Raw genomic sequence first — 16,601 nt, 5'->3', positions numbered from 1 at the left:
TGGCGCCGACGTCACCAAGCCCGCGCCCGCTGGTTCCACCAACGAACCCGCCTCACTCGCCAATGACCAGATCACGATCTACGACTGCCGTACTAACCTCGATTTCGGCGACCACGGCCACCACCGTCAATGGCCGGCTACTGGCCCGTAACGGTCAGGTCAGCCTTGATACCAACACCGTCGACATCGACGACTGCGCAACACCGACTCCCACTCCGACGGTCACTCCGACGGTCACTCCGACGGTCACTCCGACGGTCACTCCGACGGTCACTCCGACGGTCACTCCGACGGTCACTCCGACGGTGACCCCGACGGTGACCCCGACGGTGACCCCGACGGTCACTCCGACGGTGACCCCGACGGTGACCCCGACGGTGACCCCGACGGTCACTCCGACGGTGACCCCGACGGTGACCCCGACGGTCACTCCGACGGTCACTCCGACGGTGACCCCGACGGTGACCCCGACGGTGACCCCGACGGTGACCCCGACGGTGACCCCGACGGTGACCCCGACGGTGACCCCGACGGTCACTCCGACGGTCACTCCGACGGTGACCCCGACCCCAACTAAGAAGCCGATCAGGCCGATTAAAAAGCCGATCAAGCTCGCGCCATGTTCTCATGGCCATGGGCGCCACGAGCCCTGCTACGACCATAGGCACCCTGAGGCACCTGCTCCTACGTTGGTCAGGAAAAACCTTCGAGTGACCGGCTGACGGTTCCATCCCGCTGGCCGAGCTTGCGAATCATGAGGCGGTTTGACCACTGGATTCATAAAGCCAGAGGTCGGCCGCCTCATGGCCTACCGCATTCAAAGGGGCGCCATCGGGTCGCCAGCATGCCCGCTGCCCTGCCCGCTATGGCGCTGATGACCGCCAAGTGGATCTGGGACGTCCGGCGACTGTGCTGGATGCTGGCGGTGTGCGGGCGGTTGCGCTGGTGATGGTGGAGGCGTGGTTGCGGCGTAGCAGTCCATTCGCGACTGGCTATGAGGCAGATGACCACGGGCGTCGCACGATCATGCCCTACTCAGGCCTGCCAGGTTTCAGCTATCCGATCTTCTTCGGGATGTTGTCACTTATCTTCTCCTTCGGCAAAGGCCTGCTCTTCGCCCCCGGGTTGTTCCTGCCGGTACGGCAGCGGCTGCGTTACCTAGCCGCCGGACGGCAGCTTTACGATCTGTGGTTGGCGTTCGTGATCGGTCTGCTGCTGCTGTACGCGATGTATTGGTCATGGAGCGGTTCATCATTCTGGGGGCCGCGGTATTTGCTGTTCGCTGCAGTGCCCGCCGCGTTCGCGCTGGCCGTACAGTGCTATCGGCCGGGTGACTCGGCTGTGGCCGACCTCGTCACAGTCTTGGCGCTTGGGCTGTCGGTTTGGGCTGGGCTCAACGGCGCGGTGTTCGGAGACGTTGACGTTCCCAAGGTGTGCTGGCCCGACGGGGGCGGCCAGTACGAAGCGCCGATCTGCTTCTACACGCCGGAGATCAGCGCGCTGTGGTAGCCGTTCGTGGCGGGAGGCAAGCCCCTGAGCGCGGGGCAGTGGATCTACCTCGCCGTGGGTGCCTATCTGCTGGCCGGGCCACAGTTGCGGATTGCCGGACACCTGCGCACCTGGGCGGTCCCGGCGGCAGCCCGGATCAGGGCCGACAATGGTAGGGCCGGATACGGATGATCAACGCTGTCGTGCACCGCGCGAGCGAGTAGCAAGCCCGCCAGACGCTGGCCGTCGCAGGCTGGACCGGGCCTGATCCAGCGGCCAGTGAGAGCCGTTCCCCACCGATCGTGAGTAGGGAGGACCCGGTAGATCGGATTGGCGTGAGAACCGCCGTTCTACGGGGCCTTGTCGCATGTCAGCGTCCCGCCACGCCGTACGCGATCAACCCGTGATCTGCGAAGCTTCCTGCCACCGTCCCGCCATCCGAGAACGCCATCAGCCCTAGTGCGGCTGGAGTGCTAACACGCGATCTTTGCGCCAGCACCATTTCCTGATGTCCGCATACAAGTCGCCTCCAAGTGATCCACAAATGCCAGGTGGTGAGCTTCGACCGCGAGCCGACGACGTCTTCGCACCTTGCCATGGGGGCTCGCGACTCATCGAAAGGGAGGGAGGGACCAGTGGACAAGAAGATCGTGCGTTTGGACGACCTGAGCGAAGAGCTGACCGCGATCGACGAGATCGATCTCGGCCTCGTCACCGGTGGCCAGCGGATGGAGCGGTGCTACCACACGGCCGGCACCGAAGGCAGGCCGTCCGACGGCTGGGTTTCGGACTACTAGACCCAGGGGCTCGTTCATGGCGCCGCGTGGGAGGGAGACGCGTCCCTCCCACGCGGCTGAGGGGGAGAGTTGCTGCTGATCCTGAGTGAACCCGGCGACGCGACGGTTCACATGGTCCTGCCCAAGCTGAAAGCCCGTGGGGTGGACGTTCTGTGGTGGGATCCCGGCGAGTATCCGGCCGACGCCCGGCTGACCGCCCGATTCGACGCGGACGGAACCCGGCTCATCCTGGCCAGAGGCGGGGAGGTCACCGACCTCTCCGAGGCGACGGCCGTGTGGTTCCGACGCCCCGGGGCCCCGCGCGCCGCGGAGCAGGTCACGGCGGCCGATCTGCGGGATCGCGTCGGGGAGCTCTCGGCGTGGTTTCTCGAAGGCCTCTGGGATCTGCTGGACGCGCGCTGGTTGCCCGGCAGGGAGCCGGTGCTGCGCCGGGCGCACAACAAGCTGGTCCACCTGGCCCTGGCCCGGAAACTGGGCTTCGCCGTGCCACCGACCACGGTCACCAACGATCCGTCCGAGCTGGCGCCCGCCTATGAGCGGGCGGGCGGGCGGCTGATCGCGAAACCGATGGAGCACACCCCGTTCGAGATCGACGGGGAGGCGCACACCGTGTTCACCACCGTGGTCGAACGGAGGGATCTCGTGGGCCGGAGCCGGATCGCCCATGAGCCGACCATCCTGCAGCCGTACGTCCAGAAGGCGGTGGAGTTGCGGGTCACGGTGGTCGGCGACCAGGTCTTCACCGCCGAGATCGCCTCGCAGGACTCGCCGCGTACGCGGGTCGACTGGCGTCACTATGACTTCGACCGCGCCCGGCACAGCGTGCACCACCTGCCTGATGACGTGGCTCGCCGGTGCGTGGATCTGGTCGCGGCGCTCGGAGTGTCGTTCGGGGCGATCGACCTCATCCTGACTCCCGACGGGGAGTACGTGTTCTTGGAGATCAACCCCAACGGTCAATGGGGCTGGATCGAAGATCTGACCGGCCTGCCCATCAGCACCGCCATCGCCGATTGGCTCACGGCCAAAGAAACGGACCCGCGATGACTCAGTCCTCCCTCGGCCCTGCCCTGGAAAGCGGCGTGAACCTGCTCCGCGGGCTGACCCGGCGGCGGTCCGCGGTGATGGAGGCGCGCCACACCGCCGACGCCTGGGCCACGGCGCATCCTTCGCTCGCCGCCCAGCTCGTGGCCAGCCCGCGTCCCGGGTCCCCGCTCGTCGATTACGATCTGCTGATCGACGACCCGTCGGGCGGCACCATCATGCTCGGCGTCCAGGTGGACGACGGGGCGTCCTGGCTTGTCGATCATGCGACGCACTGGGCCGCCAGCCGGCTGCTGACCGTGGACGGCACACCCGTCTCGGTTTCCGAGGCGATGCTCATGCTCCGTTCGCTCACCCGCCCCGGGCTGTCGCCGCAGGACGAGTTGGTGCGGTTCTGCCTCCTGCGCGACGCCGCCGCCAAGGAGCAGGTCAGCCTGGACGACATCCAGGCGGCCGCGGACAGCTTCCGCAAGCGGCGCGGCCTGACCAGCCGGGACACGATGAAGGAGTGGCTGGACCGGATGGGGCTGAGCGCCGAGGCGTTCCATGACCACATGGCTGCCAGCGCAAGGGATCACCGGTTCCGGGCCCGGATGCGTGCGGAACTCGGTCCCGGGCATCTGGCCCGTCATCGTGAGCACTTCGCGCGGGTACGGGCGACCTGGGTGCTGTCGGAGGAGCCGATCGACGTCGCCGAACTGCACGGCTCACTCGGGGACCGGTGGGAGCTGCACCTGACCAGGGCCCGGACCTGGTCCGGCGAACTGCCCGCCCCCCTGCGCGAGACGCCGGCCGGAGGCGGTGCCGGACCGGTTTCCCGCGATGGGCGCTTTCTGACGGGCTTGATCACCGAACGGCAGGAGGCGGTGGCGGACGCGGAGACACTGGAGGCCGCGGGACAGGCCGCCTTCGATCAGTGGCTGGCCGACGCCGCCGAGCGAGCGCAGATCACCTGGCATTGGCTTTGAGCCTGCCCGTCCGCGCTTCAGCAACCGCGCGCGCCGTTTCGCTAGGGAACGGCGGCCAAGTTCACCGTGACCACTCCATCGCCCTGCGGCCAGAAGATGACACCGGCGCCCCCCGACCAGTGCCTGCCGCCTGACGTCTCAAGCTCGGCTCCCTCGAAGGTCACCGTCGTATCGGTGCGGGCGTCGTAGATCTCCCCGAAGCCGGGGAAGAACCGATCCTGGAACGGATAGCCGCGCGGCCCTCCCCGGTGCACCCGGCTCCAGGCGCCGTCGGTGCGCTGGACGAGTGTGCTCTCTCCGCGTGTCCCGGTGCACCAGGTGGGCCCGCAGCGCAGCCCCTCCACCCCAGGCAAGGGACGGATCTTGATGGTCCGTCCCGTCTGCAGGTTCACGACCTTTGTCGGATTCGTCCGCACGTCGAGCGGTTCATCGGTCGCCCAGGGCCACTCCACGAGCTGCAGCCCCTTGGAGGTGGCCACCCGCTCCGGACGCCCGCCATCGAGGCGCATCCGCCACACGCCATCCAGCGGCGATGACCAGACGACGTACTCTCCGGCGAGCGCGATCCGATCGACGTTCTCCCCGGTGATCGGCCCGATCCTCCTTGCCTTCCCGCTGGTTCTCAAGGGGGCGACCCACGCGTAGCCGCCGGCGAGCCAGAGCGCCCGATCACCGTCAACGGCCCGATACCGCGGAGCTTGAGACAGCGCGGCGACGACTCGCGACCGCTTGGCAGCGGCGTCGTAGACCTCGATCTTCCCTCGCTCGGTCCAGACCAGCACCTCCTTGGCGCTGATCGCCACCAGCGGCGTGGAGCCCTTGGGCATGGTGAACACAGCCTGCGGCCACACCCGCTCAACCGAATCCGCCCTCGGCGCGACCGCCTCCACCACAACCGGTGGTGAAGGCCAGGCGACCAGCGCACCCCAGCCCAGGACCACCGCGCAGACCGCCGCCAGGGCCCCCGTCGCCCGCCTGCGCGTCCGGTGACGCCGCTTCGCGATCACACCGGACAGGACCTCCCGGTTCTCAGCCCGATCGGCGATCGTGCGCAGCGCCTGGGCCAGCTTCTCCTCGGTCGTCATCGCCATCTCCCGGTGAGTGCTTGTCCGCGGACGCGGAGAGTGGCCAGCGCCCGAGAGGCCTGGCTGCGTACGGTCGCCTGCGAAATGCCCAGCCGCGCGGCGATCTCCCCGTCGGCGAGGTCCTCGTAGTAGCGCAGCACCAGCACCGCGCGCTGCCTGGCCGACAACGCCCGCAGACACTGCCAGATCTCGCCCAGTTCGTGTTCGTCCTCGTGAACCGGCGAGGGCACCTCGGCTGTGAGGTGCTCCCGCCGCCGTCTGCGCCACCAGCTCACATGCTGCCGAGCCATGATCGTTCGTACGTAGCCCTCGGGGTCGTTCTTGTTGCGCACCAGCCGCCACGAGGAGCTCAGCTTGAGCAGCGCCTCCTGCACCAGATCGGCGGCGTCATCGGCGCTGCCGGTCAGCACCAGGCCGTAGCGCAGCAGCGCATGACTTCTGGCGCGGACGAACTCTTCGAACTCCACCATCCAGGGACGCATCAGCGGCCGTTGTCGTTGCAGAAATCTTCGAGCGCCGACGGCCAGTCGGGAGCTGCGCGGGCCGAGCTGGACGCGTTCGCCCGATCGCTCGGTCGGGACGGGCCCCGTCCGTCCCCCGGACCACGAACCTGAGCACGCGGTCCGGGCTGTGCGCTATCGCGTCATGCGGAGGCCGTGCCGGACTGGCCTCCCTGGTCCAGCAGGGTGTTGATCATCTCCTGCAGCTCGGCGCGTCCGGTGGCGCCGAGCGCGCCGGACAGGGCCTGGGCGAGCTTGTCGAAGGGATCGTCCATCGGCAGCTCTTTCACCTTCTCGGCCAGTTCCTCCACGCTCCATGGCCCGTCCTTGTGGATGTGGCCGCCGAGGGACCAGCCTTGGTTGACCGCGACCGTACCGCCTCGCACCGACAGCACCTGGCCGGTGAGCGGGCAGGTCGCGCTGGCGAGATAGGCGGCGACCGGCGCACTGACGCCCGGATGCAGGGGGTCGAACCGGCCCGCCGACGGTTCCCGGCTCATGCCGGGAACGCCGAGAGTGAGCCTGGTGCGGGCCATCGAGGGCGAGACGCAGTTGACCCGCACGCCGTAGCGGCCCAGCTCGAGGGCGGCCACGATGGTCAGCGCCGCGACCCCGGCGTTGCCCGCCGCGTAGGAGACCTGCGCGGGCAGCGGGTTGAGCAGTCCGGAGCCGGAGGAGGTGTTGACGACGGCGCGGTCGGCGCGGTCCCCTGCCTGGTATCGGTCGCGCCAGTGGCGGGCCGCCCAGCGCGTCACCGCGAAGGTGCCTTTGAGCTTGACGGCCAGGACCTCGTCGAAGTCCTCCTCCGACAGGTCGGTCAGGCCCAGGTTCCGTTCGATGGTCGCGTTGTTGACCACGACGTGCAGGTCGCCGAAGGACCGCAGGGCCGTCTCCACCATGCGGCGGGCGCCGTCCCAGTCGGCGACGCTGTCGGTGTTGGCCACGGCCTGCCCGCCACGGGCAGTGATCTCCTCGACGAGCTCCGCGGCCACGCCGGCGTCGCCGCCCGTGCCGTCGATGGCGACGCCGGGGTCGTTGACGACGACCTTGGCGCCCTCGGCGGCGAAGAACAACGCCTCCTCCCGTCCGATGCCGCGCCCCGCTCCGGTGATGAGGACGACACGTCCGTCCAGACTCCCCATGCTGACCGCCTTTCAATCGCTACAGTCGATGTATCAATACATTGTATGCACTACTGCAGTCTCACCAGTAAAGTGGCTCACATGGTGGAGAAACTGGGACTGCGGGAGCGCAAGAAGCAACGCACCCGGCAGGCACTGATCGAGGCGGCGGTGCGCCTGTTCGACGACAGGGGCTACGACCAGGTGACCGTGGCCGAGATCGCCGACGCCGCGGAGGTGTCCCCCCGCACCTTCTTCCTGCACTTTCAGAGCAAGGAGGACGTGCTCCTGGCCAACGCCGACGTGCGCGTCGACCTGGCGCTGCGGGCGATCACCGAGTGCGGCGCCGACGAACCGCTGTCCGAGGTGCTGGTGCGGGCGATGGAGCAAATGATCGCCAATGCCTGGGACGGCGACCTCTCCAGCGGGCTCGCCGCGCTTCGGGCGCGACTGGCGGCCTCGGTGCCGGCACTGCAGGCCCGGCTGCTGCAGCGGTACCTCACCGCGCAGGGCGAGCTGGCCCAGGCGCTGCAGCGGGCGTTCCCCGCCAGACTCGACACGATCACCGCCTCCGCCCTGGTCGGCGCGATGGTGGGCGCGGTCAGCGCCTCCGCGCTGACCGCGCTGGAGCGCGGCGACGGACCCGACGAGGTACGGAACGCCATGCGGCAGGCCATGGCCTTGGTGGCGCAATCCGTCACTGACGGATGATCGCGGTCCGGCCCCCGCTGGGCACCGCCGCCGTGGTCGTCCTGCTGGGCGCGGCCTGGCTCTGCGCTCCGTGGCGGCCCGCTGGCGCCGGCGCGCCTGTCGGCATATAGTCATATTCATGACTAGTCATCTTCATGAGTACCGTTAGTCGATGGCCCTCCGACACGCGGTGCTGGCGGCGCTGCTCGACGGCGAATACAGCGGATACCAGCTCACCAAGATCTTTGACATCGGCGTCTCCAACTTCTGGTACGCCGCCCCGCAGCAGCTCTACGCCGAGCTGACCAAGCTGGAGGCCGACGGCCTGGTCACGGGCCGGGAGGTGGTCCAGCGGGGCCGCCCCAACAAGCGCGTGTTCAAGGTGACCGAGGCCGGGCTCGGCGAGCTGGCAGCCTTCGCCGCCACCCCGGCCAAGCCCCTGGTCATCCGCGACGACCTGGCGGTCAAGGTGCACGCCGTCGACCTGCTCGACCCCGCGCCGGTGATCGAGCAGCTGCACGACCGGGCCCGGGAGGCCGCCGCCAAGCTGGAGGTCTTCGAGCAGCTCCTGCTACGCCTGCGCGGCGAGCTGGACGAGGAGACGTTCCTGCGCCAGAGCGAGCACGTCGGCCCCTACCTGTCCTGCCTGGCGGGATGCAGGCTGGAGCGCGAGACCCGCGCGTGGTGCCTGGGGGCGGCGCGGACGCTCGGCGAGCGCATGGCCCGCACCGGAAGGGAGACCTCATGACCGTCTACACGCGCTATGTCGCGCTCGGCGACAGCCAGACCGAGGGCCTCGGCGACGGCGACGACGTCACCGGCCACCGCGGCTGGGCCGACCGCCTCGCCGAGCACCTGGCCTGTGCCAACCCCGATCTCCTGTACGCCAATCTCGCGGTCCGCGGCCGGCTCGCGGGCCAGATCCGCTCCGAGCAACTGGCCCCCGCGCTGGCGCTGCGCCCCGACCTGGCCACGGTCATGGCGGGCATGAACGACCTCATCCGCCCCGGCTGCGAGCCCGCCGCCGTGGCGGAGGTATTGGAGGAGATGTACGCCGCCCTCACCGAGTCGGGCGCACACGTGGTTGCCGTGACTTTTCCGGATATCGGGAAGATCGCCCCGATAGCCCGGCCGCTCCGGCCCAAGGTGCTCGACCTCAACGCCCGCATCCGCGCCGCCGCGGCCCGCCACGGGGTCACGGTGGTGGACACGTTCGCGCTGGAGTTCGTCACCGACGCGCGCATGTGGGGCACGGATCGGCTGCACGCGAGCCCGGCGGGCCACGCCCGCATCGCCGCCGCCATGGCGCATTCCCTCGGCCTGCCCGGCAGCGACGACACGTGGATGCTGCCCTTCCCGTCCTTGCCCCCGGCGGCGGCGTGGCGGGTGGCGGCGGCCGAGCTACGCTGGTTCGCCACCTTCGCCGGCCCGTGGATCGGCCGCCGCATCCGCGGCCGCTCCTCGGGCGACGGCCGTACGGCCAAGCGCCCGGAGCTCACGCCGTGGGCCCAGCCGGCCGCGAGCGTGCCGGCGGCGGGGTCAGAGGCGCCGGCGGCGTCGTGCGGAGAAAGCCAGCCGTCCGCCGGGTAGCATCCGCCATGTGAACCGTCGCATCATTGCCCTGCTGATCATCGTCGGGATGGTCGGGATGGTCGGGATGAGCGGGCTCGCCGTGGTCATGTCGGCCATGCAGTCGGGTGGCGGGTGGTAAGGGCCTGACGGGGCCAGCGTTTCGTGAGTCGATGTCTGCGACCTCAAGGAGCGTCCGATGTGTGACGATCCGCTGCTTCCTGATGCTGTCTCCCGCGCGCTGGCCGAATACCGGGACCTCCGTGACCGGCACGGCGTGTGCTGGGGTGAGGAACCCCTGTCGTACGTGGTCCAGGCGTGGGCCACCGTCTTCCTCGACCACCGCCATCCCTACTGGGACACCGGGATGCGGCAGCTCGCCGAGCGGTTGCCGGAAGCGTCGGAGGACGAGGTCGACGACCGGATGGGTGAGGTGGACGTCGACCGGGTGGTCCGCGACGCGCTCGGCGGCGAGTTGCTCCCCTCCCTGGCCGCGCTGCGGCTGCGGCTGCGGCCCAGCGGAGTCACGCTAGAGGCCCACGCGCGCACGGTGCTCGGCGACGAGCCGATCCGTACGTGGTTGCTGCTGGATTCGAGCCGGGACGAGCCGGCCACGCTGATCGTGGACGGAACCGCGTACGAGATCCCGCCTCACGGCGCGAAGATCGTCGGCGTGCGGCGGGAGGTCGTCGCCGACGGGGCGCCGATCGATCTGGCGCCGCTGACCAGGCGGGCGGAGGCGGCCACGGTGCGGCTGCGCGCCGGGTTCCCGTGCCGGTGGAGCGTGACGTCGGCCGACGGGCAGGGCTGGTATCCAGAGGGCCGGCCGCCCAAGGTCGACGGGCACGGCAGACCGTACTTCCACGGCGACGATCTCGTGGTGGCCGTGCCCGCCGAGCCGATCACAGTGACGGTAACCAGGGGTATGGAGTACACCGAGTCCGAGGTCGGGCTGCGCGGGCTGCCGGAGCGCTTCCACACCGGTTTCTCCGGCACCGTCGACTGGCCGCCGAACGCGGTCGCCTGCGAGGAACTGCACCGGCTGGGCGCCGTGCTCGGCTACGGGCACCCATTCCACTCGCCGGTCTCCGACGATGACCCGCCGGAGAAGGCGGTGACGCGCGGACGCAACTGCTCGGCCAGGGAGATCGTCGCGGACGCCGCACTCGGCTTGATCGACACGCTGGACGTGCTCAACCACTCGTCGATCAGCGCCACCGCCACGGTCTACAGACGCCTGATCGGGGCGGGCAACCGGCTGACGGTGACCGCCGGCACCGACGCGGTGCTGTCGTTCTGCCACCGCGGCACCTCATCGGGCCCGCCCGGTTGGGAGCGGGTGTACGCGCGGGTGGACGGCCCGCTCACCGCCGAGTCGTTCGCCGAGGCGATCCTCATGGGCCGCACGTTCGCCACCACCGGCCCGTGGCTCGGGTTGAGCGTGAACGGCCACGGCCCCGGCGACACGCTGGACCTCGCGCCGGGCGAACGCGTGGAGATCACGGTCACCTCGGTCGGCCCCGAAGTCGAGACCCTGGAGATCCGCACCGCCGACAGGGTGCTGGCCCAGGGACCGCCCGGCCGCCTGACGGCCACGCTCGACGCGGGCGAGGCCACGTACGTGGTCGCGGTCGCCACCGGAGGCCCGCACCCGCGGACCTTCCACAGGAGCGGCGCGTACGCGCACACGAGCCCGGTCTACCTGAACGTGGCGGGCAAGCACGTGGCGCGGCCCGAGGACGTGTGGTGGTGCCTCGACTGGCTGGACCGGCTGGAGGAGGTGCTGCGGGAGTCGCGCGTCTTCGCCACCAAGGATCAGTACGGCGATCACGTGGCGCTCTACGACCGCGCCCGGCAGGTCTATCGGGCGAGGCTGGGTTAGGCGAGGCAGAGCTCGGCGCCGGCGGGCGCGTCGTCGAGGCCCTCCAGCAGGATGGCGGCCAGGCTGCGGCGCTGGGCGGCCGTGAGGGTCATGGGCAGCACGATCGGCATCAACTCGATCGCGCCTTCGGGCAGGTGACGCACATGGCAGGGGACGAGGGAGACAGAGGAGGTGTGGAACACTCCCTCACTATCGCAGGCGCCACCGACAAGATCAGGCCATTTTCCACCCGTCCTCGATCCGCTCCTTTGAAAGGACGGCGGCCGAGCGCGTCCAGCGCGGGGCGGACCACGTCGTTCAGCGGCTGCGTCCCATGTCCGTCAACCGGTAGTCGGTCTGCGGAGGAAGCGTCGGATAGACGGTCCTTTCAATGAGGTCGTCACGGCACAGCCGTTTCGTGGTGACCGTTAGCATCCGCTGGGAGACCCCTTGCCCGGTGCGCCCCCGGTCGGCACGCCCCAGTGCTCTTCTGATGAGGATCAGGCCACGCCGGCTTCCCGGCGGACGTTCGTAGGGGGGCACGGCGAACGGGCAGCCACGCTCGACCGGCAGTTCCAGGTCGGTAGGTTCGCCGGTAACGCTGTTCGGCATGAAGGACCTCCTGGTAGAAGATCTGGCTGAATGTGTTCGGGGCCTTTTGGGATGAAGCCAGACGCGGTGGCTGTTCCGCCGCCGTGTTCATCGCAGGGTGAGCGGGGTCTCGGATGCGATGCGGGTCAGCTTCTGCGGGTTGCGGACGTAGTAAAGGCCGGTGATGCGGGCGTCCTCGACCCGGACCGCGATGACGCCGTCGATCTCGCCGTCCACGCGGAGCAGGAGCGCGGGGTTGCCGTTGATCACGATGGGCTCGCTGGTGAGCGCGATCTGGGCTTTGCCGAGGCCGCTGACGATCATGCGGGCCACCTTGTCGGCGCCGGTGATCGGCTGCGGCGCGGCCTGCTTGACGCCGCCGCCGTCGCTCACCAGAACGACCTGCGGGGCGAGCACGTCCAGCAGGCCCTGCAGGTCCCTGGTTTTGAGCGCACGCCGGAACGACTCCAGAGCCACCCGCGCCTGGCTCGGGGAGACCGCCTCGCGTGGGCGGCGTGCCTCGACATGACGACCGGCACAGAGTCTGCGCCAGCGGGTTCGGCTGCACCACTTGGAGATCGTGAAGCCGCACGTGCCTCCTTCCCGGCGTGCGCCGGGCCGCCCTTGAGACGGAGGGCCGGCCCGGCGCTCGTCGCCGGACAGGTACGACTTACCTGACGAGATCATCCGCCTCGAAGAAATGGGACCATTGAGCCGTCCGCGCGGACGCCTCCGCCGCGCTCCCGCGAACTGAAGTGGACCCCCAGCATGCCCCTGTCTGTAAGGGTCGCCCGGAACCTGATCTGGTTCCAGGCGACACTCACCCTGCTCGGCATCGTTCTGCTCATCCTGGGGCTGGTTCTCGACCCCAGCGATTTACAGGAGGGACTGCTCTACGCCCCCTTCTACCTCCCGCCACTCGCCGCAGGCTGGTTGGCGAACCAGTGGCGCACTCGTCGCCCGCGGGTCCGTCACGCCACCATCGCCGTCCAGTTGGCCATCCCCTTGCTCGACTTCATCCACTTCCTGATCGAAGACACCCTTTCGTGGGTCCTCACCGCACCCTGGTCCGCGCTCATCGTGACTCTGCTCCTGCTTCCTCCAGCGAGAGCCTGGTTCGCCCCTACACTCCAGACCCCGTACACCCCGTCGCAGCCGGCACCGCCCGCCGCCATCTGACAGTCCCCGACCGCCGGCGGCCGGCTCGGACGTTGGCTGCCGTACTCACAGTCGATACGCAGCCGGCGCGGGACGTGCCAGTCGCCCGACCGCGTGATTCGCCCGCCTGCGGAGGCCGGCCGGAGCACCTCCTCGTCCGGGAGGTCGGCGACGGTGTTCATTGGCTGACGGCCCTTTTGTACAGCCGCGTGGCCAGCGGCACGAATATGACCAGGAGCAGGACCGACCACAGTAACGACACCGGCACCGCGTGCTGCAGCGGCCAGGCGCTGGACACGGGGATGGCCGGGCTGGTGTTGCCGAACAGCTCGCGCGCGGCCTGGACGAGCGTGGAGACCGGGTTCCATTCGGCGATCGGCTTCAAGGGCCCGGGCAGGCGCGCGCTGTCGACGAAGGCGTTGGACAGGAAGATCAGTGGAAGCGACATGATGGTGGCGACGTTGTTGAAGACCTCGGGCGTGCGCAGGGCCAGCGCGACCGTGGCCGTCACCCATGAGAAGGCGTAGGCGAACAGCAGCAGCATCAGGAACCCGAGGGCGGCCTCGAAAGGCGAGCTGTGGATGCGCCATCCGACGAGCAGACCGACGAGCGCCATCGTGACGACGCTGGTCAGATTCATGATCACGTCGCTGATGGTCTGGCCGGTCAGCACCGCCGAGGGCGACATCGGCAGCGTGCGGAACCGGTCGAAGATGCCCTTCTGCAGGTCCTGCGTCAGCGTGTAGCCGGTGATCTGCGCGCTTTGGACGATGGTCATGACGAAGATCCCGGGGAGCAGGTACTCGCCGTACGACATGCCGGGCAGGCTGATCATGCTGCCGAAGACGTAGGTGAACAGCAGCACGAACACGATGGGGAGCATGATCACGCCGCCCAGGAGGTCGGGTGCTCTGCGGATCTTCAGGGCGTTGCGCCGGGCGATCGTCACGCCGTCGGCGACGGCTAATTGCAGGGTGTTCATCGGACGGTCTCCTCGATCTTGTCGTCGGCCTCGTGTCCCGTGAGGCTCAGGAACACGTCGTCCAGGGTCGGCCGGCGCAGGCCGGCATCGCGTACGGTGATCCGCTCGGCGGCCAGGCGGCCGAGCGCCTCGGTCAGTGAGGTCGCGCCTCCGGTCACCGGAATCGTCACCTGCAGCGCGGCGGCATCGATCTGCACGTCACCGGCGGCCAGCGGCGCCAGCGTCCTGGCGGCGGTTTCCAGGTTCGCCGCGTTCGTCACCGACAGCTGGATCCGGTCGCCGCCGACCTGGTCCTTCAACTCGTCGGCGGTGCCGAGCGCGATCACGCGTCCGTGCTCGACCACCGCGATGCGGTCGGCGAGCCGGTCGGCCTCCTCCAGGTACTGGGTGGTGAGCAGCACCGTCGTGCCCTCCGCGACGAGCCCGGAGATGACGTCCCACAGGCCGATCCTGGCCCGGGGGTCCAGGCCGGTGGTGGGCTCGTCGAGGAACAACACGGGCGGGTTGGCGACCAATGCGCCGGCCAGGTCGAGCCGGCGTCGCATGCCGCCGGAGTAGCCCCGCACGGGGCGGTCGGCCGCCTCGGTCAGGTCGAAGTGGTCCAGCAGCTCGCGGGCGCGCCGCCGGCTGCGCTTGACGCCCAGGTGGTAGAGGCGGCCGACCATCTCCAGGTTCTCGGCGCCGGTGAGGTGGTCGTCCACGGCGGCGTACTGGCCGGAGGCGCCGATGTGGGCGCGCAGCCGGTCCGCGTCGCGTACGACGTCGAACCCGGCCACCGCGGCGTGCCCGGCGTCCGGCTTCAGTAATGTGGTCAAGATCCGTACGGCGGTGGTCTTGCCGGCGCCGTTCGGGCCGAGCAGCCCGAACACCGTCCCCTCGGGAACGGTCAGATCCATCCCGTCGAGGGCGGCCACGTCACCGTACTTCTTGACCAGTCCCTCGGCCACGATCGCGTCAGGCATGAGATCTCCTCGGTTGTCAGGAACGGTGGATGACGATGTCGCCGTGGGTGGTGTGGGCCCGCACCTCGACGGTCTGATCGGTCCTGGCGGGGACGTCGCTGGGGTCGAGGGAGACGTCCACGGTGCCGTACGTGGAGCTCACGTCCAGCCAGGCGGCGCTGCCCTCGCGGATGCCGAGATCCAGGCCACCGCCGGTGGTCTCCATGACGATCAGGCCGGACACCGCCTCGCCGATCTGCACGCTGGCGTACGCGGTCTTGGCCGAGACGCCGGCCAGGGCACGGTCGACGGCGATGTCGCCGTGGGCGCTGTTCAGCCGCAGCTCGCCGGTCACCTTGCCGAGACGGACGTCGCCATGGGAGGTCTTGACCGAGGCGGTGCCGCTGATCTCGCCGATGTCGATGCCGCCGTGGGTCGTGGTGACCTCGAGGTGACCGGACGCGCGGGTGACCGAGATGTCGCCATGGGTGCTCTTCAGCCGTAGCCGACCGGTCTGCTCCACCCGGATGTCGCCGTAGGAGGTGGTGAGCGTCACCTCGCCGAGCGAGCCCCGGCAGCGCAGGCTCCCCGAGGTCTTGGCGTCGAGGCGGGAGCCGGTCGGCAGGTCGATGCGCACGTCGACCGAGCCCGGGCCGAGCAGCAGCGAACGCGCCCAGCCCGCGGGCGACTCCAAGAGCTTGTCGAGCGAAAGGCCCCAGTCGGAGGCCGAGCCGGCACCCTCCTTGTCGGTCCGCACCAGGAGCCTGTCGTCGGCGTACTCGACCACGGTGCGCTCGGCGGCCCGCACGTCGGCGTCGTTGAGTTCGTCACTCGGGCGGATCTCGACGATGGTGTCGGCGCGGTCGCTCGCGTTGATCCGGACGGCGGCGCTCGCCAGGTCGATGATGGCGAGGATGGGTTCGGGGGTGTTGAAGGTCGGCATTCCGGTCCTCTCGTGGGTTGTGGTCATCAGCGCACCCAGCCGCGGTAGCGGTTGCCGGTCTGCTGAACCGGGCGCCGGCTGGACCGGCCGCCGGCGTCTCCGGGGTCGAGCGCGGCGGTGACGGCGCGGACCAGCCAGGCGTTGACCGATAGCCCGTCGCGGGTGGCCGCCTCCTCGATGCGCGGCTTGAGATGCTCGGGGACCCGGAGCGAGATCCGGGACGTACCGCCCTCGTCGGTGTCCGGGGGTGGCAGCGGGGCGGGCGGTGTCTCGACCTGCCTGATCTCGCCCTCCTCCTCGAACGGGCGGGCGCTCGGCGGTGGCGTCACGACGAAATCGGGGTCGCGCCCGCGTAGGCGTACCTCGACCGAGCCCGGTGCGAGGTCGTGGGTGATCTCATCCGCGGCGGCCGACAGGGCCTCCAGCAGCGCGAGCCGGGTGGCCGACTCGAGCGTCGCGGCGAGCCGTTCCGCCAGCGCACGAGCTTCCTCCCCGCCCGCGCCGGCGGTGATCGCGAGCTCGCGGCGGAGATGATCGACATACGGCGCAAGGTCCATGACGTCATAGTGACATCGCAATGGCGTCAAAACAAGCGGATGACGCCATCTCTGTGGCGCCACAGCGACGCCATGGAGCTCGGTGGCTCTGATCACCGCCCGGCCCCACCCTGGACCTGGAGCGCCATGAGCACGCCGAGGACCTTGGCCTTGACGTCCAACGCCGAAAGGCCCTCACCGCCCAGGCGATCACGTGGACAGAAGTCCGTTCCTCGTGGCGCGGCGAACACCGCGCCACGCTTGTCCCCCGTGCGAGCTACCCGCGAGTGTCCACCGTGCGGTGACGATTCGAGGCCGTCGAATCCA

General features: G+C 69.5%; 20 protein-coding genes. 9 read left to right on the top strand and 11 right to left on the bottom strand.

Annotated features, from left to right (window positions below):
- Positions 1-154: 154 nt before the first annotated feature.
- Complete coding sequence (locus AB0I38_RS02765; protein WP_358460758.1) at positions 155-610, bottom strand: hypothetical protein; 456 nt, start codon at positions 608-610, stop codon at positions 155-157.
- 275 nt (positions 611-885) lie between these two features.
- Here AB0I38_RS02765 and AB0I38_RS02760 point away from each other — a divergent pair, with 275 nt between their 5' ends.
- The 4 genes from AB0I38_RS02760 to AB0I38_RS02745 all read left to right on the top strand — a co-directional run bounded on the left by AB0I38_RS02760 (position 886) and on the right by AB0I38_RS02745 (position 4,297).
- Positions 886-1,509, top strand: coding sequence for a hypothetical protein (locus AB0I38_RS02760; protein WP_358460755.1), 624 nt, complete (start codon positions 886-888; stop codon positions 1,507-1,509).
- Between the two features lie 614 nt (positions 1,510-2,123).
- On the top strand, positions 2,124-2,285 hold the full coding sequence (locus AB0I38_RS02755) for a hypothetical protein (protein WP_358460752.1): 162 nt from the start codon (positions 2,124-2,126) through the stop codon (positions 2,283-2,285).
- Positions 2,286-2,354: 69 nt separating this feature from the next.
- Positions 2,355-3,332 (top strand): MvdC/MvdD family ATP grasp protein, encoded by a 978-nt coding sequence (locus AB0I38_RS02750; RefSeq protein ID WP_358460749.1) that lies wholly within the window; start codon positions 2,355-2,357, stop codon positions 3,330-3,332.
- Positions 3,329-4,297: a TIGR04500 family putative peptide maturation system protein gene (locus AB0I38_RS02745; RefSeq protein WP_358460746.1), complete on the top strand. Its 969-nt coding sequence runs from the start codon at positions 3,329-3,331 to the stop codon at positions 4,295-4,297. The genes AB0I38_RS02750 and AB0I38_RS02745 overlap by 4 nt, the downstream gene beginning before the upstream one ends.
- Before the next feature lie 41 nt (positions 4,298-4,338).
- Here the strand turns inward: AB0I38_RS02745 and AB0I38_RS02740 are convergent, their stop codons facing one another.
- The 3 genes from AB0I38_RS02740 to AB0I38_RS02730 all read right to left on the bottom strand — a co-directional run bounded on the left by AB0I38_RS02740 (position 4,339) and on the right by AB0I38_RS02730 (position 7,024).
- A complete protein-coding gene (locus tag AB0I38_RS02740; RefSeq protein WP_358460743.1) occupies positions 4,339-5,382 on the bottom strand; it encodes a hypothetical protein in 1,044 nt (347 codons plus the stop codon).
- Positions 5,379-5,852, bottom strand: a complete 474-nt coding sequence (locus AB0I38_RS02735) for a SigE family RNA polymerase sigma factor (protein ID WP_358460740.1) — start codon at positions 5,850-5,852, stop codon at positions 5,379-5,381. Before AB0I38_RS02735 ends, AB0I38_RS02740 begins: the two co-directional genes overlap by 4 nt.
- A gap of 173 nt (positions 5,853-6,025) precedes the next feature.
- Positions 6,026-7,024: an SDR family NAD(P)-dependent oxidoreductase gene (locus tag AB0I38_RS02730; RefSeq protein WP_358460737.1), complete on the bottom strand. Its 999-nt coding sequence runs from the start codon at positions 7,022-7,024 to the stop codon at positions 6,026-6,028.
- 81 nt (positions 7,025-7,105) lie between these two features.
- Here AB0I38_RS02730 and AB0I38_RS02725 point away from each other — a divergent pair, with 81 nt between their 5' ends.
- The 4 genes from AB0I38_RS02725 to AB0I38_RS02710 all read left to right on the top strand — a co-directional run bounded on the left by AB0I38_RS02725 (position 7,106) and on the right by AB0I38_RS02710 (position 11,144).
- On the top strand, positions 7,106-7,714 hold the full coding sequence (locus AB0I38_RS02725) for a TetR/AcrR family transcriptional regulator (RefSeq protein ID WP_358460735.1): 609 nt from the start codon (positions 7,106-7,108) through the stop codon (positions 7,712-7,714).
- Between the two features lie 151 nt (positions 7,715-7,865).
- Entirely contained in the window at positions 7,866-8,441 is a 576-nt protein-coding gene (locus AB0I38_RS02720; protein WP_358460733.1) for a PadR family transcriptional regulator, read from the top strand.
- Positions 8,438-9,283 (top strand): SGNH/GDSL hydrolase family protein, encoded by an 846-nt coding sequence (locus tag AB0I38_RS02715; protein ID WP_358460731.1) that lies wholly within the window; start codon positions 8,438-8,440, stop codon positions 9,281-9,283. Before AB0I38_RS02720 ends, AB0I38_RS02715 begins: the two co-directional genes overlap by 4 nt.
- A 178-nt stretch (positions 9,284-9,461) precedes the next feature.
- A complete protein-coding gene (locus AB0I38_RS02710; protein ID WP_358460729.1) occupies positions 9,462-11,144 on the top strand; it encodes a CehA/McbA family metallohydrolase in 1,683 nt (560 codons plus the stop codon).
- Here the strand turns inward: AB0I38_RS02710 and AB0I38_RS02705 are convergent.
- The 3 genes from AB0I38_RS02705 to AB0I38_RS02695 all read right to left on the bottom strand — a co-directional run bounded on the left by AB0I38_RS02705 (position 11,141) and on the right by AB0I38_RS02695 (position 12,191).
- Positions 11,141-11,326, bottom strand: a complete 186-nt coding sequence (locus AB0I38_RS02705) for a hypothetical protein (RefSeq protein WP_358460727.1) — start codon at positions 11,324-11,326, stop codon at positions 11,141-11,143. The two genes, AB0I38_RS02710 and AB0I38_RS02705, sit on opposite strands and share 4 nt — an antisense overlap.
- Positions 11,327-11,441: 115 nt before the next feature.
- Positions 11,442-11,735, bottom strand: coding sequence for a winged helix-turn-helix transcriptional regulator (locus AB0I38_RS02700; RefSeq protein ID WP_358460725.1), 294 nt, complete (start codon positions 11,733-11,735; stop codon positions 11,442-11,444).
- Between the two features lie 87 nt (positions 11,736-11,822).
- A complete protein-coding gene (locus AB0I38_RS02695; RefSeq protein WP_358460723.1) occupies positions 11,823-12,191 on the bottom strand; it encodes a hypothetical protein in 369 nt (122 codons plus the stop codon).
- A 291-nt stretch (positions 12,192-12,482) separates the two neighbouring features.
- On the opposite strand from AB0I38_RS02695, the gene AB0I38_RS02690 reads away from it, so the two are divergent.
- Positions 12,483-12,893: a hypothetical protein gene (locus tag AB0I38_RS02690; RefSeq protein ID WP_358460721.1), complete on the top strand. Its 411-nt coding sequence runs from the start codon at positions 12,483-12,485 to the stop codon at positions 12,891-12,893.
- A 157-nt stretch (positions 12,894-13,050) separates the two neighbouring features.
- On the opposite strand, the gene AB0I38_RS02685 is transcribed toward AB0I38_RS02690, so the two are convergent.
- The 4 genes from AB0I38_RS02685 to AB0I38_RS02670 are packed head-to-tail and all read right to left on the bottom strand — an operon-like array spanning position 13,051 to position 16,295.
- Positions 13,051-13,854: an ABC transporter permease gene (locus AB0I38_RS02685; protein ID WP_358460719.1), complete on the bottom strand. Its 804-nt coding sequence runs from the start codon at positions 13,852-13,854 to the stop codon at positions 13,051-13,053.
- Positions 13,851-14,816 carry an ATP-binding cassette domain-containing protein gene (locus AB0I38_RS02680; RefSeq protein ID WP_358460717.1) on the bottom strand — a complete coding sequence of 322 codons (966 nt, stop codon included), beginning with the start codon at positions 14,814-14,816 and terminating at the stop codon, positions 13,851-13,853. Before AB0I38_RS02680 ends, AB0I38_RS02685 begins: the two co-directional genes overlap by 4 nt.
- A 16-nt stretch (positions 14,817-14,832) precedes the next feature.
- Positions 14,833-15,765, bottom strand: a complete 933-nt coding sequence (locus tag AB0I38_RS02675; RefSeq protein ID WP_358460715.1) for a DUF4097 family beta strand repeat-containing protein — start codon at positions 15,763-15,765, stop codon at positions 14,833-14,835.
- Complete coding sequence (locus AB0I38_RS02670) at positions 15,765-16,295, bottom strand: hypothetical protein (RefSeq protein WP_358460705.1); 531 nt, start codon at positions 16,293-16,295, stop codon at positions 15,765-15,767. Before AB0I38_RS02670 ends, AB0I38_RS02675 begins: the two co-directional genes overlap by 1 nt.
- Between the last annotated feature and the right edge of the window lie 306 nt (positions 16,296-16,601).

It is taken from the genome of Nonomuraea cavernae, from assembly GCF_040655715.1.
Taxonomy (GTDB): domain Bacteria; phylum Actinomycetota; class Actinomycetes; order Streptosporangiales; family Streptosporangiaceae; genus Nonomuraea; species Nonomuraea cavernae_A.
Note: the sequence above shows the minus strand (reverse complement) of the source record. Positions and strands in the feature narration are given on the sequence as shown.

Excerpts from the sequence above, each read along its gene's own strand:
- AB0I38_RS02735 (WP_358460740.1), bottom strand. The coding sequence starts at position 5,852 with ATGGTGGAGTTCGAAGAGTTCGTCCGCGCCAGAAGTCATGCGCTGCTG.
- AB0I38_RS02745 (WP_358460746.1), top strand. The coding sequence starts at position 3,329 with ATGACTCAGTCCTCCCTCGGCCCTGCCCTGGAAAGCGGCGTGAACCTG.
- AB0I38_RS02725 (WP_358460735.1), top strand. The coding sequence starts at position 7,106 with ATGGTGGAGAAACTGGGACTGCGGGAGCGCAAGAAGCAACGCACCCGG.
- AB0I38_RS02675 (WP_358460715.1), bottom strand. The coding sequence starts at position 15,765 with ATGACCACAACCCACGAGAGGACCGGAATGCCGACCTTCAACACCCCC.
- AB0I38_RS02700 (WP_358460725.1), bottom strand. The coding sequence starts at position 11,735 with ATGCCGAACAGCGTTACCGGCGAACCTACCGACCTGGAACTGCCGGTC.
- AB0I38_RS02720 (WP_358460733.1), top strand. The coding sequence starts at position 7,866 with ATGGCCCTCCGACACGCGGTGCTGGCGGCGCTGCTCGACGGCGAATAC.
- AB0I38_RS02715 (WP_358460731.1), top strand. The coding sequence starts at position 8,438 with ATGACCGTCTACACGCGCTATGTCGCGCTCGGCGACAGCCAGACCGAG.
- AB0I38_RS02685 (WP_358460719.1), bottom strand. The coding sequence starts at position 13,854 with ATGAACACCCTGCAATTAGCCGTCGCCGACGGCGTGACGATCGCCCGG.
- AB0I38_RS02680 (WP_358460717.1), bottom strand. The coding sequence starts at position 14,816 with ATGCCTGACGCGATCGTGGCCGAGGGACTGGTCAAGAAGTACGGTGAC.
- AB0I38_RS02690 (WP_358460721.1), top strand. The coding sequence starts at position 12,483 with ATGCCCCTGTCTGTAAGGGTCGCCCGGAACCTGATCTGGTTCCAGGCG.
- AB0I38_RS02710 (WP_358460729.1), top strand. The coding sequence starts at position 9,462 with ATGTGTGACGATCCGCTGCTTCCTGATGCTGTCTCCCGCGCGCTGGCC.
- AB0I38_RS02730 (WP_358460737.1), bottom strand. The coding sequence starts at position 7,024 with ATGGGGAGTCTGGACGGACGTGTCGTCCTCATCACCGGAGCGGGGCGC.
- AB0I38_RS02740 (WP_358460743.1), bottom strand. The coding sequence starts at position 5,382 with ATGACGACCGAGGAGAAGCTGGCCCAGGCGCTGCGCACGATCGCCGAT.
- AB0I38_RS02670 (WP_358460705.1), bottom strand. The coding sequence starts at position 16,295 with ATGGACCTTGCGCCGTATGTCGATCATCTCCGCCGCGAGCTCGCGATC.